At 59.1% G+C, this 13,877-nt stretch carries 14 protein-coding genes; 7 read left to right on the plus strand and 7 right to left on the minus strand.

Going from position 1 to position 13,877, the window contains the following annotated elements:
• Window positions 1–65 precede the first annotated feature (65 nt).
• From FQ185_RS22060 to FQ185_RS22095, 7 genes are all read left to right on the plus strand, one after another.
• Complete coding sequence (locus FQ185_RS22060) at window positions 66–1,349, plus strand: FAD-binding oxidoreductase (protein ID WP_149419276.1); 1,284 nt, start codon at window positions 66–68, stop codon at window positions 1,347–1,349.
• Between the two features lie 364 nt (window positions 1,350–1,713).
• Entirely contained in the window at window positions 1,714–2,847 is a 1,134-nt protein-coding gene (locus FQ185_RS22065) for an ABC transporter substrate-binding protein (protein ID WP_149419277.1), read from the plus strand.
• A 169-nt stretch (window positions 2,848–3,016) separates the two neighbouring features.
• Complete coding sequence (locus tag FQ185_RS22070) at window positions 3,017–3,931, plus strand: branched-chain amino acid ABC transporter permease LivH (RefSeq protein ID WP_149419278.1); 915 nt, start codon at window positions 3,017–3,019, stop codon at window positions 3,929–3,931.
• 3 nt (window positions 3,932–3,934) lie between these two features.
• Window positions 3,935–5,218 (plus strand): high-affinity branched-chain amino acid ABC transporter permease LivM, encoded by a 1,284-nt coding sequence (livM, locus tag FQ185_RS22075; protein ID WP_149419279.1) that lies wholly within the window; start codon window positions 3,935–3,937, stop codon window positions 5,216–5,218.
• Complete coding sequence (locus tag FQ185_RS22080) at window positions 5,215–6,090, plus strand: ABC transporter ATP-binding protein (RefSeq protein ID WP_149419280.1); 876 nt, start codon at window positions 5,215–5,217, stop codon at window positions 6,088–6,090. The genes livM and FQ185_RS22080 overlap by 4 nt, the downstream gene beginning before the upstream one ends.
• Entirely contained in the window at window positions 6,087–6,803 is a 717-nt protein-coding gene (locus FQ185_RS22085; protein WP_149419281.1) for an ABC transporter ATP-binding protein, read from the plus strand. Before FQ185_RS22080 ends, FQ185_RS22085 begins: the two co-directional genes overlap by 4 nt.
• 807 nt (window positions 6,804–7,610) lie before the next feature.
• The gene (locus FQ185_RS22095) at window positions 7,611–8,378 is read left to right on the plus strand and encodes an SDR family oxidoreductase (RefSeq protein ID WP_149419282.1); all 768 of its coding nucleotides are present in this window, start codon (window positions 7,611–7,613) and stop codon (window positions 8,376–8,378) included.
• Window positions 8,379–8,490: 112 nt separating this feature from the next.
• On the opposite strand, the gene FQ185_RS22100 is transcribed toward FQ185_RS22095, so the two are convergent.
• The 7 genes from FQ185_RS22100 to FQ185_RS22130 form a co-directional block, all read right to left on the minus strand.
• Window positions 8,491–9,627, minus strand: coding sequence for an AGE family epimerase/isomerase (locus FQ185_RS22100; RefSeq protein WP_149419283.1), 1,137 nt, complete (start codon window positions 9,625–9,627; stop codon window positions 8,491–8,493).
• Window positions 9,628–9,816: 189 nt separating this feature from the next.
• Entirely contained in the window at window positions 9,817–10,389 is a 573-nt protein-coding gene (locus FQ185_RS22105; RefSeq protein WP_149419284.1) for a HupE/UreJ family protein, read from the minus strand.
• Window positions 10,390–10,424: 35 nt separating this feature from the next.
• Window positions 10,425–11,039, minus strand: a complete 615-nt coding sequence (gene ureG / locus FQ185_RS22110; protein WP_149419285.1) for an urease accessory protein UreG — start codon at window positions 11,037–11,039, stop codon at window positions 10,425–10,427.
• A 23-nt stretch (window positions 11,040–11,062) separates the two neighbouring features.
• Window positions 11,063–11,737: an urease accessory protein UreF gene (locus FQ185_RS22115; protein ID WP_149419286.1), complete on the minus strand. Its 675-nt coding sequence runs from the start codon at window positions 11,735–11,737 to the stop codon at window positions 11,063–11,065.
• Complete coding sequence (gene ureE / locus FQ185_RS22120) at window positions 11,734–12,234, minus strand: urease accessory protein UreE (RefSeq protein ID WP_149419287.1); 501 nt, start codon at window positions 12,232–12,234, stop codon at window positions 11,734–11,736. Before ureE ends, FQ185_RS22115 begins: the two co-directional genes overlap by 4 nt.
• 229 nt (window positions 12,235–12,463) lie before the next feature.
• Window positions 12,464–13,096, minus strand: a complete 633-nt coding sequence (locus tag FQ185_RS22125) for a TetR family transcriptional regulator (RefSeq protein WP_149419288.1) — start codon at window positions 13,094–13,096, stop codon at window positions 12,464–12,466.
• A gap of 172 nt (window positions 13,097–13,268) precedes the next feature.
• Complete coding sequence (locus FQ185_RS22130) at window positions 13,269–13,646, minus strand: hypothetical protein (protein WP_149419289.1); 378 nt, start codon at window positions 13,644–13,646, stop codon at window positions 13,269–13,271.
• Window positions 13,647–13,877 lie beyond the last annotated feature (231 nt).

A 13,877-nucleotide genomic window follows, 5' to 3' on the forward strand; every position in this document is an offset into this window, starting at 1 on the left:
TATCGCGAGCAGGCTCGCTCCCACATTGAATGGTGTGTTGGTTAGGTTTCTGTTGGAGTCTGGCAATGCCGTTACGCGAAGAGTGTCTGTGGGAAAAACTGACGCCGCAAAGGCCCGATAATGCGGCGCTCAAGGGCGAGGTAACGGTTGATGTCTGCGTCATCGGCGCCGGTTTCACCGGTCTGTCGGCGGCGGTGCATCTGCTGGAACAGGGCAAAAGTGTCTGTGTGCTGGAAGCGCATCGCGCCGGTCATGGTGGATCGGGGCGCAACGTCGGGCTGGTTAACGCCGGGATGTGGATTCCACCGGACGAGATCGAAGAAGGTTTCGGCGAAGCGGTCGGCAGTCAGCTCAACCGCATGCTCGGTGCCGCGCCGTCCCTGGTGTTCAGCCTGATCGACAAATACAACATCGACTGCCAGTTGCGCCGCGAAGGTACGCTGCACATGGCGCACAACGCCCGTGGCGAAGCGGACTTGCGCAGTCGTGAAGAACAATGGAAACGTCGCGGCGCGCCGGTTGAACTGCTGACCGGTAAAGCCTGTGAGCAAGCAACGGGCACCAAAAAGATTGCTGCCGCGTTACTCGATCGACGTGCTGGCACACTCAACCCTATGGCCTACACAACGGGGCTGGCCAAAGCGGCCATTGGCCTCGGCGGCCGGTTGTTCGATCATTCCCCGGTGACTCGACTGGAACGTCAGGGGCAACGCTGGTCGGTGCAAACCGCTCAGGGTTCGGTACTCGCCGAGCAAGTGGTCATCGCCTCCAACGCTTACACCGAAGGTGACTGGACGGAACTGCGGCGCAATTTCTTCCCCGGCTATTACTATCAAGTGGCCTCGGCGCCGCTGACCGAAGAGGCTGCGCAGCAGATTCTCCCCGGTGGCCAGGGCTCCTGGGACACCCGTCAGGTGCTCAGCAGCGTTCGTCGCGATAAAGAGGGGCGTTTGTTGCTCGGCAGCCTGGGTAATGGCAATCAAAAGCCGACCTGGTTTCTCAAGGCTTGGGCCGATCGGGTTCAGCAACACTATTTCCCTTACTTGAAACCTGTTGAATGGGAGTGCACCTGGACCGGTTGCATCGCGTTCACCCCTGACCATTTGATGCGTCTGTTCGAGCCGGCGCCCGGTTTAGTGGCAGTCACCGGTTACAACGGTCGGGGCGTGACCACGGGGACGGTGGTCGGCAAAGCTTTTGCCGATTATCTGTGTAACGGAAATCCTCAGGCACTACCGATTCCATTCGCGCCCATGCAGCCATTGGCCGGTGTGGGATTGCGCAGTTGTCTGTACGAGGCCGGGTTCTCGCTGTATCACGCAGGCCAGTGCTTGCGGATCGTTATTTGATTGTTGAAATTTGTTGCTGGAAGCGACGCTTTTTCGCGCAGCGACTAGCCTGTAAAAGGTGCGGGTTGTAGCAGTCCCGCCCCAGCAGTGTGCACTTCGGTGACGCAGCCTGTTACAGGCTGGTTGCACGTCGTTTGGCGTCGCGGTTGCAATGATGGCGCATGCGGGTTGCGCCTTTAAAAATAAATGGTTTCACCTTCCGCGGTTTAGACGGTTGCACGCCCAATGAAAATGGGATCGAAACAGTCGATATAACAATAAAGCAGCGACTTTTCTCAGAATAAAAAACCGATGGCACGGCCCTTGCTCTGAGCATTCAGGAAGTCGCAGTGCCAACTAAAAAAAAACCTTGGAGCACCACCTCATGTCCCAGACGTTTTACAAAAAAGGCTTTTTGGCCCTCGCAGTGGCAACTGCGTTGGGTGTTTCTGCGTTTGCACAGGCTGATGTAAAAATCGGTGTGGCGGGCCCGATGACAGGCGCCAACGCGGCATTTGGCGAGCAATACATGAAGGGTGCACAGGCAGCGGCCGATGCGATCAACGCAGCGGGCGGCGTTAACGGGGAAAAAATCGTACTGGTGAAGGGCGATGACGCCTGCGAACCGAAACAGGCTGTGACGGTCGCCAAGGACCTGACCAACCAGAAAGTCGCTGGCGTGGTCGGTCACTTCTGCTCCTCGTCGACCATCCCGGCTTCCGAGATCTACGACGAAGCGGGCATCATCGCGATCACTCCGGGCTCCACCAACCCGGCAGTTACCGAGCGCGGCCTGAGCGCCATGTTCCGAATGTGCGGTCGTGACGACCAGCAAGGCATCGTGGCCGGTGACTACATCGTCGACGTGCTCAAGGGCAAGAAAGTCGTCGTCCTGCATGACAAGGACACCTACGGCCAAGGCCTGGCGGACGCTACCAAGGCCCAACTGGAAAAACGCGGCGTGAAGCCGGTGCTGTACGAAGGCCTGACCCGTGGCGAGAAGGACTTCAGCACCATCGTGACCAAAATCCGCGGCGCTGGCGCCGACATCGTCTACTTCGGTGGTCTGCACCCGGAAGCCGGCCCTCTGGTTCGTCAACTGCGTGAGCAAGGTCTCAAAGACGTCAAGTTCATGTCCGACGACGGCATCGTGACCGACGAACTGGTGACCACCGCTGGCGGTCCGCAATTCGTCGACGGTGTGCTGATGACCTTCGGCGCCGACCCGCGCCTGCTGCCAGACAGCAAGACCGTAGTGGACGAGTTCCGCAAAAAAGGCACCGAGCCTGAAGGCTACACCCTGTACGCCTACGCATCGGTTCAGACCCTGGCGGCTGCTTTCAATGGCGCCAAGTCCAACAAGGGCGAAGAAGCTGCCGCATGGCTGAAGAAGAACCCGGTCAAAACCGTCATGGGCGAGAAGACCTGGGACGCCAAGGGCGACCTGAAAGTCTCCGACTATGTGGTTTACCAGTGGGACAAGGACGGCAAATACCACCAACTGGAAAAACAGAAGTGATATGACCGCTAATTGCCCGGTGCAGTGTGCGCCGGGCAATCAAAGAACATGTCCGTGCAGTACCTGTCTTTTCTCGTAGAGCTGCACACAACCCGCTTGCGCCGGCGGCTGAACCCCGGTCCGACGCACCCGGCTTCTGTGCAGTCTCTCAAATGCGTGAGATTGCGTTATGGATGGTATTTTCCTGCAGCAACTGGTCAACGGCCTGACCCTCGGGTCGGTCTATGGCCTGATCGCCATCGGCTACACAATGGTCTATGGCATCATCGGCATGATCAACTTCGCCCACGGCGAGGTTTACATGATTTCTGCTTACCTCGCGGCGATCAGTCTGGCTCTGCTGGCATACTTCGGTATTGAATCCTTCCCTCTGCTGATGCTTGGCACACTGATCTTCACCATCATCGTCACGGCGGTGTATGGCTGGGTCATCGAACGGGTTGCCTATAAACCCCTGCGTAACTCCACCCGACTGGCACCGCTGATCAGCGCCATCGGTATTTCGCTGATTCTGCAAAACTATGCACAGATCGCCCAGGGCGCCAAACAACAAGGGGTTCCTACCTTGCTCACGGGGGCCTTGCGTGTCGACATCGGCACGGGTTTTGTGCAGTTGACCTACACCAAAATCTTCATTCTGGTCGCAGCGTTTGCCGGGATGGCCCTGCTGACCTACGTCATCAAGTACACCAAGCTCGGCCGCATGTGCCGCGCTACACAGCAAGATCGCAAGATGGCCTCGATTCTGGGGATCAACACCGATCGGGTGATTTCCTACGTATTCATCATTGGTGCAGCGATGGCGGCCCTGGCCGGCGTGCTGATCACCATGAACTACGGCACGTTCGACTTCTACGCAGGCTTCATCATCGGGATCAAGGCGTTCACCGCAGCGGTACTCGGCGGGATCGGCTCTCTACCTGGCGCCATGCTCGGCGGGATCATTCTCGGGATCTCCGAATCGCTGTTCTCTGGTCTGGTGAACTCGGACTACAAAGACGTTTTCAGCTTCTCGCTGCTCGTTCTCGTTCTGGTCTTTCGGCCCCAAGGCCTGCTCGGCCGTCCTCTTGTGTCGAAGGTGTAAGCGATGTCTTCAACCACTAAAAAAACCATTGATCTCAAAAGAAGCCTGGTTGACGCGATTCTTGCCGGCCTTGTCGCCCTGATTGTGTTCGGCCCGATTGTCGGCGTGGTCCTCGACGGCTACGGCTTCAACCTGGAAACGACCCGTGTGGCGTGGATTGTCGCCATTGTCATGGCGGGCCGCTTTGCCCTGAGCCTGTTCCTGCAGACTCCAAAGGGCCTGAGAATTCTCGAAGGCTTTGAAAGCACCGGCTCCGGGGTGCATGTACTGCCACCTGATTACAAAACCCGGTTGCGCTGGATCATTCCGGTGATAATCGTCGTCGCTGTGGTGTTCCCGTTTTTCTCCAACTCCTACCTGCTGGGCGTGGTCATCCTCGGGCTGATCTACGTGCTGCTGGGCCTGGGGCTGAACATCGTGGTTGGTCTGGCCGGCCTGCTCGACCTGGGTTACGTGGCGTTCTACGCCATCGGTGCTTATGGGTTGGCGCTCGGTTACCAATACCTTGGCCTGGGCTTCTGGACGGTGCTGCCGCTGGCGGCAATCACCGCGGGGTTGGCCGGCTGCATCCTTGGTTTCCCGGTGTTGCGTCTGCACGGCGACTACCTGGCAATCGTGACCCTGGGCTTCGGTGAAATCATCCGCTTGATCCTCAACAACTGGTTGTCCCTGACCGGCGGCCCGAATGGTATGGCGGCTCCATTGCCAACCTTCTTCGGCCTGGAGTTCGGCAAAAGGGCTAAAGAGGGCGGGGTGCCGTTTCATGAGTTTTTCGGCATCGCCTATAACCCGGACGTGAAGTACTTCGTCATCTACGCGGTGTTGTTCCTGGTGGTGCTGGCCGTGCTGTACATCAAGCACCGTTTGACCCGCATGCCGGTCGGCCGCGCCTGGGAAGCCTTGCGTGAGGACGAAATCGCTTGCCGCTCCATGGGCCTGAACCACGTTCTGGTCAAGCTCTCGGCGTTCACCATTGGTGCATCGACGGCCGGTCTGGCGGGTGTGTTCTTCGCCACCTATCAAGGCTTCGTCAACCCGACCTCATTCACCTTCTTCGAATCGGCATTGATCCTCGCCATCGTGGTCCTCGGCGGTATGGGCTCGACCATCGGCGTGGTGATTGCGGCCTTCGTGCTGACCGTCGCCCCGGAACTGTTGCGGGGGTTCGCGGAGTATCGGGTGCTGCTGTTCGGCATCCTGATGGTGTTGATGATGATCTGGCGACCGCGCGGCCTGATTCGGATCAGCCGTACCGGTGTGACCCCGCGTAAAGGAGTAGCGCCATGAGCGAAGTCGTACTCTCGGTCGAGAAGCTGATGATGCACTTCGGCGGCATCAAGGCGTTGAACGACGTCAGCCTGAAGGTCAAGCGCAACTCGATCTTCGCCCTGATCGGCCCCAACGGCGCCGGCAAGACCACGGTGTTCAACTGCCTGACCGGGTTCTACAAGGCCTCCGGCGGCAAAATCGAACTCAACATTCGCGGCGAGCAGACCAATGTCATCAAGCTGCTGGGTGAGTCGTTCAAGCCAGTCGATTTCGTCTCGCCGAAATCCTTCGCCAGCCGGTTGTACTACAAAATGTTCGGCGGCACCCACCTGGTGAACCGTGCCGGCCTGGCGCGCACGTTCCAGAACATTCGCCTGTTCAAGGAAATGTCGGTGCTGGAAAACCTGCTGGTGGCCCAGCACATGTGGGTCAACCGCAACATGCTGGCCGGCATCCTCAACACCAAGGGCTACCGCAAGGCCGAAAGCGATGCGCTGGACCACGCCTTCTACTGGCTGGAAGTGGTCGATCTGGTGGACTGCGCCAACCGTCTGGCCGGTGAGCTGTCCTACGGGCAGCAACGCCGTCTGGAAATCGCCCGGGCCATGTGCACCCGGCCGCAAATCATCTGTCTCGACGAACCGGCTGCCGGCCTCAACCCTCAGGAAACCGAAGCGCTGAGCGCGATGATCCGGCTGCTGCGCGACGAGCACGATCTGACCGTGGTGCTGATCGAACACGACATGGGCATGGTAATGAGTATTTCCGACCACATCGTGGTGCTGGACCACGGCGTTGTCATTGCCGAGGGCGGCCCTGACGCAATTCGCAACGATCCGAAAGTGATTGCGGCCTACCTGGGCGCCGATGAAGAGGAAGTGGTGCTATGAGCCAACCCATCCTCGAACTGAAGGATCTGGATGTGTTTTACGGGCCGATCCAGGCCCTGAAGAAAGTCTCGCTGTACATCAACGAAGGTGAAACCGTCAGCCTGATCGGCTCCAACGGCGCCGGCAAGTCGACCTTGCTGATGTCGATCTTCGGTCAGCCACGGGCGGCGGACGGGCAGATCATTTATCAGGGTGTGGACATCACCCACAAATCGTCCCACTACATCGCCTCCCACGGTATCGCTCAATCGCCGGAAGGCCGGCGCGTGTTCCCCGACATGACCGTCGAGGAAAACCTGCTGATGGGCACCATTCCGATCGGTGACAAGTACGCCAAGGAAGACATGCAACGCATGTTCGAGTTGTTCCCGCGACTCGAAGAGCGGCGCACCCAGCGGGCCATGACCATGTCCGGCGGCGAGCAGCAAATGCTCGCCATCGCCCGTGCGCTGATGAGCCGACCGAAACTGCTGTTGCTTGACGAGCCGAGCCTGGGGCTGGCACCGATTGTGGTGAAACAGATTTTTGCGACGCTGCGGGAACTGGCCAAAACGGGCATGACCATCTTTCTGGTGGAGCAGAACGCCAACCACGCGCTCAAGTTATCGGACCGGGCGTACGTGATGGTCAACGGCGAGATCCGTATCACTGGCACCGGCAAGGAGCTGCTGGTCAACGAGGAGGTGCGTAACGCTTATCTCGGCGGGCACTGAGTTCACCGTGTAATCAACAAGCCCCGGCGCGCAATCGCCGGGGCTTTTTTACACCTCCAAAACACTACAAATCCCTGTCGGCTGTACGCTTTTTTGAAATTGTGGAAAACAATATTCGCAAGCTCTCAAAGCGCGACATAAAGCCGCTGCAAATAGTTGTTTTGTCACGGTTTTGACTTGTCCCCGTTTGCTGTGGAGCTGGCTGTGAATAACGTGGGAGTAGCTGGCTGAAAGCCTTTGAATACGCGGCTTGTAGAGCGGTGGTTGTTTTTTGATCAGCCGTTTTTGCGAGACCGGGAGCTGGCTTTGTCAACCTTTTTGTTGAGGGTCAAAGTGGACTGAAACGAGTGCGGTCTGCCTGTGGATAAGTCTGTGGTTAAACTCTGGAAAGACTCGGCTGAGTGCCGTAGTTACTGGCTTGGCGCCATCGTCGGTTTTGCCATCAATCGTGCAAATTGCCATGGGGCTACACGGCAGGACTTCGAGGGTCAAGCAAAAAAATTTCCAAATTGCCCGCAAAGCCTTGTACACAGCGGGCTCCACCTTTTCCACTTGCCCCCGGAATTTGTGGATGGGGCTGTGGATAACGTGCGCGCACATGGCTGAAAGCCGCAGTGACTAAGGCATCACGATGGTTGATTGATTTTTGTACAGGTGCGAAGTCTTTGTAGCAGCCTTCGGCAGTTGCATAGAGGTCGGCGGCGTCCAATTGAGCCGCGGCGGTTGTCGGTAGAAGCCGGGCCGGGCATGCTGCCTGCTGATTTTCTATTCCAATGGCTGACGATCAGCCGAAGCAAGGAGAACACGATGTCCAACACTCTGTTTATTACCGGCGCGACCTCAGGTTTTGGTGAAGCTTGTGCTCGTCGTTTTGCCGAAGCTGGCTGGAAACTGGTGCTGACAGGTCGTCGTGAAGAGCGCCTCAATGCCCTGTGCGCCGAGTTGTCGAAACAGACCGAGGTCCATGGCCTGGTGCTCGACGTGCGTGATCGCAAGGCCATGGAGGAGGCGATTGTCAGCTTGCCGCCGTCGTTCGCCAAACTGCGTGGTTTGATCAACAACGCCGGCCTGGCGCTGGGTGTGGACCCGGCGCCCAAGTGTGATCTGGACGATTGGGACACGATGGTCGACACCAACATCAAAGGCCTGATGTACAGCACCCGTTTGCTGCTGCCACGCCTGATCGCCCACGGTCGAGGCGCCGGTATCGTCAACCTCGGTTCCGTCGCCGGCAACTACCCGTACCCGGGCAGCCACGTGTATGGCGCGAGCAAGGCGTTCGTCAAACAGTTCTCCCTGAACCTGCGCTGTGACCTGCAAGGTACGGGTGTTCGGGTCAGCAACATCGAGCCGGGCCTTTGCGAAAGCGAGTTTTCGCTGGTGCGTTTCGCCGGTGACCAGGAGCGTTACAACGCGACCTACGCCGGTGCCGAGCCGATCCAGCCGCAAGACATCGCCGACACCATTTTCTGGGTGCTCAATGCTCCGGCGCACATCAACATCAACAGCCTGGAACTGATGCCGGTGAGCCAGACCTGGAGCGGGTTTGCGATTGAGCGTAATGCGAAGGCTTAAGACCGTGTAACGGCTATCGCGGGCAAGCCACGCTCCCAGGTTGTGTGTTGAATCGCCATTTAGCGCACGACATAAAACCTGTGGGAGCGGGCTTGCCCGCGATGGCGATCTTTCAGTTAGCGAGGTAGTCGGCGAGCCCGCGATAGCAAGTCGCCAAGTGATAAGGCGTAGTCGATGGCATGTCCCGACGGGTCACTTCACCGTTTTCGTCACGACATTCATACCAGCCACCTGCGTGCAAAGAGCGCTGCTGCAACGCCTGCAATTGGTGCAGCACAGCGGCTTCGCTGCCCGGCCGCAGGGTCAGGGCACGCAGGTATTCAGCCTGAGCCCAGATTCGCTGAGTCGCGTCCCGAGGTTGGTTGCCCGGCTCCAGATCGAGCATCGCCCGCACGGCGCCGCTCTGTTGGTCGACACCCAGTTGCTCGGTGAGCTCAAACGCTCGCTCCAGAGAATTGTGCAGTGTCGAGCCGCGCAGCAACGGTGAAGATTGCAGCAGGAAATACCACTCGAACTGATGCCCCGGTTCAAACCAGTTATCCACAGCCCCCAGCGGCTTTTCCATCAACACACTGTGTTGCGGATCGATAAAACGCTTCTGCATGGCTGTGCATAACGCGACGAGCGCAGCTTGCACAGCGACATCTTCGCGTACCGACAGCGTAGCGAGGAAGGCTTCAGCCAGGTGCATCAGAGGATTCTGCAGCGGCCCGCTGTTCAGCGATGACCAGTCACGGTCGAGGCTGGCTTCGTACAGGCCGTCGCCCGTAGCGAAGCGCTTCGCGATCACTTCCAGCGCGGCATTGAGCGCCGACTCCACCTGCGGCTCGCGGACTTTGTCCCAGTAATGGGCACAGGCGAACAGGATGAAGGCGTGGGTGTAGAGGTCTTTGCGTTGATCCAGTGCCGCACCTTGCGGGTCGATGCTGTAGAACCAGCCACCGTGTTCGGCATCGTGGAAATGCTGCTGCAAGGAACGAAACAACGCTGAGGCGCGCTCTTCGGCGGTCGGCACCTGACCGATCAGGCTGGAAAACAGATACAGCTGCCGCGCGCAGGCCATGGCGCGATAGCGTTGCGGTGGCAATGGCTGATGTTCGGCGTCCAGTGCCTCATAGGGCAGCGCCATGTCGGCATTCCAGCCGGGGCCTTGCCAGAGCGGCACGATCACGTCCAGAAAGTGCTGTTGCACCGAGGCGAACAGCGCGGTCAATTCAGACTGGGAGGCGGAGCGGGGAACATGAGGCATTGGCTGGCGTCGTCACGGCAGGGGCGATTGCGCGACATGGTAGCAGATGGGAGATGTGATGCCTGATAGGCCTCATCGCGGGCAAGCCCGCTCCCACAGGAGATCGCCTGTAAACACACCTTTTGTGTATGACAGAGATCCCTGGGAGCGGGCTTGCCCGCGATGAGGCCATCATTGGCGGTAGAGAAATCAGCCTGCGAGCAACCACGCCCCAGTCGCCGCCGAAGCCGCGCCTGCCAGTCGAACCAACGGCACCGCCGCTTGCGGCAGCACTCGAACCACTGCATAACCGGCCGCATGCAAAGCCGCCGTTGCCGCCACAAAACCTGCGGCATAGGCCCAAGGGCTCGACATATCCGGCAGTTCCAGACCGTGCGCCACGCCATGAAACAATGCAAACAAAGCCGTCGCACCCACCGCCACGCTCAACGGCAGACGCACCGCCAATGCCACCGCCAGACCCAGCGCCAGTACCGACGCCGCAATACCGCTTTCCAGCGCCGGCAGGTTCAGCCCTTCAAAACCCAGCAGCCCGCCGAGCAGCATGATGCCGACAAACGTGCATGGCAGCGCCCAGCGTGCAGCACCTTTCTGCTGCGCCGCCCACAAGCCCACTGCGACCATCGCCAGCAGATGGTCAATGCCACCAATCGGATGGCTGATACCGGCGATCAACCCGTTGTCGCCGTGACCCGGATGGGCGAAGGCGATGGCTGGGGTCAGCAGCAGGGCCATAGCGCCCAAAATGCGTTTAAGTGTCATGGATAAGCTTCCTTGTTGATAAATATTGATCGTGATCAGGCAGCAGTCAGCAAGCCCTGGCGTTCGATGAAGGCGATGATGTCTTCCAGGCCCAGGCCGGTTTTCTGATTGCTGAAGACGAATGGCTTGCCGTTGCGCATGCGCTTGGTGTCGCTGTCCATCAGTTCCAGCGATGCCCCCACCAATGGCGCGAGGTCGATTTTGTTGATCACCAGCAGATCCGATTTGCAGATCCCCGGCCCACCCTTGCGCGGCAGCTTGTCGCCGGCCGAAACGTCAATCACGTAGATAGTCAGGTCGGACAGTTCCGGGCTGAAGGTCGCGGACAAGTTGTCGCCACCGGACTCCACCAGAATCAGGTCCAGCCCCGGGAAGCGGCGGTTCAATTGATCCACGGCTTCAAGGTTGATCGAAGCGTCCTCGCGGATCGCCGTGTGCGGACAGCCCCCGGTTTCCACGCCGATGATTCGCTCCGGCGCCAGGGCTTCGTTGCGCACCAGAAAGTCGGCGTCTTCGCGGGTGTAGATGTCGTTGGTGACGACGGCCAGGTTGTAGCGGTCGCGCAGGGCCAGGCATAGGGCGAGGGTCAGGGCGGTTTTGCCGGAACCGACCGGGCCGCCGATGCCGACGCGCAGAGGTTGTGTGTTCATGTGGTTCTCCAAAATAAAAGGCCCTAGGAACGGAACAGACGGCTGTACTGGCGCTCATGGGCCATGCACGCCAGGGACAGGCCGAAAGCGGCGCTGCCAAAATGTTCGGGATTGATTCGGCTGGCGTTCTGCTGAGCCTCTTGCAGCAGCGGCAGCAATTGACTGGTCAGGCGCTGCGCGGCTTGCTGGCCCAGCGGCAGGGTTTTCATCAAGACCGCCAATTGGTTTTCCAGCCAGCTCCAGAGCCACGCGGCCAGCGCATCTTGTGGGCTGATGGTCCAGGCGCGAGCGGCCAGCGCCCAGCCGAGGGCCAGGTGCGGTTCGGGGCGCTGTTCGAGGAAGGCGCGGGCGTGTGCGTCCAGTTCCGGTAAACCGCTGAGCAGTTGCTGCAAGGAATAACCCATCTGCCGGCTCTCCTGATGCAGTTCGCGGGTTTCCCGGCTGGCGCGGTGTTCTTCGCAGCGTTGCAGCAGCTCGGCCCAGTTTTCATCGAACGCCGCCACGCAATGGGCGAGCAGCAGAGGCGCTTCGAAGCGTGCCAGGTTCAGCAGCAACTGATCGCTGATCCAGCGTCGCGCGCTATCGGAATCGTTTACGCGGCCGTTATCCACCGCCATTTCCAGACCTTGGGAATAGCTGTAGCCGCCAATCGGCAGTTGTGGGCTGGCCAGACGCAGCAGCGCCCAGGCGGGGTTCATAGACGCACGCCAAACTGATGCAGTTTCGGTGGGTAGTTGAAATCCTCGTCGCCGTGGCGCGAGTGGTGATGACCGCCACCATAGGCGCCGTGTTCCGGCTGAAACGGGGCTTCAATGTTTTCGACCTTGGCATCAAGCTGTTCGAGCATGGCCTTGAGCACGTAGTCGTCGAGCAGCCGCAGCCAGCCGTCACCGATTTGCAGCGCAACGTGACGGTTACCGAGGTGATAGGCCGCGCGTGTCAATTCGAACGCGTTGGCACACGTGACGTGCAGCAGCTGTTCGGGGCGGGCACAGACGCGGACGATGCGGCCGTCTTCGGCTTGCAGGCATTCGCCGTCATATAGCGGAGGCTGACCACGCTCCAAAAACAACCCGACGTCTTCACCCTCGGCACTGAAACAGCGCAAACGGCTTTTGCTCCGGGCTTCGAAGGTCAGGTGCAACTCGGCGGCCCAGACGGGTTGAGAGTCGATTCTGCGATGAATCACCAGCATCGGAAGGCTTCCAGCAATAGACAATAGTCAGGCTAGAGCAAGGGGCTTGCCAATCGGGTGATACGTAGGAAATGCCTGTCGGATTGGAGGGGGATGATTCAGGAAGTTGCGGGCTTTGGCTGGGGTTGGTGCGTGCGGAGAGGATTGTGCGCAAATTTGGTGCGCGGATCGTCATCCGCCGTGCTCCAGATCGTTCCCACGCTCTGCGTGGGAACGATCAGCACAGGGGTTACTCGGTGCTGCCCAAGCCTTGCCAATGCTTGAGGCCGATAAAGATAAATCGCAACTGCTGGGTAATCTTCGCCTGCGGCGTCAGATGTTCAGGCAACGCCTGCGCCGGCGGATCAATGATGTCCGGCAAGGTCGCGAATACGCTTTTAACAATCAGATCAGCCATGACGCTCAAACCAGCGATGTCCAGGTGTTGCAGTTTCGGCATCAAGGATAAGTCGGCAGCCAGGTCGGAGCTGATGTCTTCGCGCAAACGGCCGATGGCCAGCCGCACCGGCAGCGAGCCGCCGTACTGCTCACGGGCCAGAAACAGGAACTGTGAGCGCTTGGCCGACACCACGTCGAGAAATATTCGCACCGAGGCATCGATGATGCCGCCCATGACGAATTCATTGTGGCGTACCAGGCGGATGGTTTCGCGGAAGGTCTGACCGACTTCGCTGACCAGCACCAGGCCCAGTTCATCCATGTCGGCGAAATGCCGGTAGAAACCGGTGGGCACGATGCCGGCGGTTCGCGCGACTTCGCGCAGGCTCAGGCTGCCGAAACCTCGGCCGCACTCCATCAAATGGCGGGCAGCGTCCATCAGGGCGTTGCGGGTCTGTTGTTTCTGTTCGGCGCGGGGCAGCATCGCAAGGTGTTTTCTGGACAGGGACAGCGGCGCACTTTAGCAAATCGGCTTTGCCGGCGTCGAACGACTGTCGGGGGATCTTGCGGGGAAGTTGCAGTTTCTAAAAGGTCAGTGGCTATAAAGTCAAAAGCCCAATCCGGTGATTGGGCTTTTTTTCAGGACCGCCATGCGCTTAGCTCAAGCCGCTGTTGCGTTCGATTACACGGTCACCACCACCTTCAGCAAGGGTTTGACCTGGAGTGCGGTCGGAACCGTCAGCGGCAAGGGTTTGACCTGGAGTGCGATCCGAACCATCGGCAGCGACGGCTTGGCCTTGTGGGGTTTTGTCGTAGCCATCTTCAGTGATCAGGCCTTTTTCTTTCAGGCGATCGTTACCACCTTCAGCAAGGGTCTGGCCTGGAGTGCGGTCGGAGCCATCGGCAGCGACAGTCTGGCTGAACACCGAGTGGGTGGATTTGACTTGTGGGGTTGCCTGATCAGCGGCCGGCAGAGCAAAAGCAGTGCTGGCCAGCATCGAGAGGGTAAGGCTAAGCAGTAATTGGCGTTTCATGATTGGGTGCTCCGTAGGAGGGCGATAAAGTGGCTACGAGGGCAATGCTACTCTCGATAAGTCGATATAAAAGTTCATAAATGCAATGGTAATAATCAACGGAATTGATTGTTCCGTAAAAAGGCTCTAGAACGGGCGTTTCCGACGGAGGTTTTTGCCCTGAGGTGGGTATTTTCGACTCACTTTCGCCTCGTAAAAGTGCGGGGTCGGTAACGCCGGATGAGGGGGCAG

Source organism: Pseudomonas sp. ANT_H12B (assembly GCF_008369325.1).
Lineage (GTDB): Bacteria > Pseudomonadota > Gammaproteobacteria > Pseudomonadales > Pseudomonadaceae > Aquipseudomonas.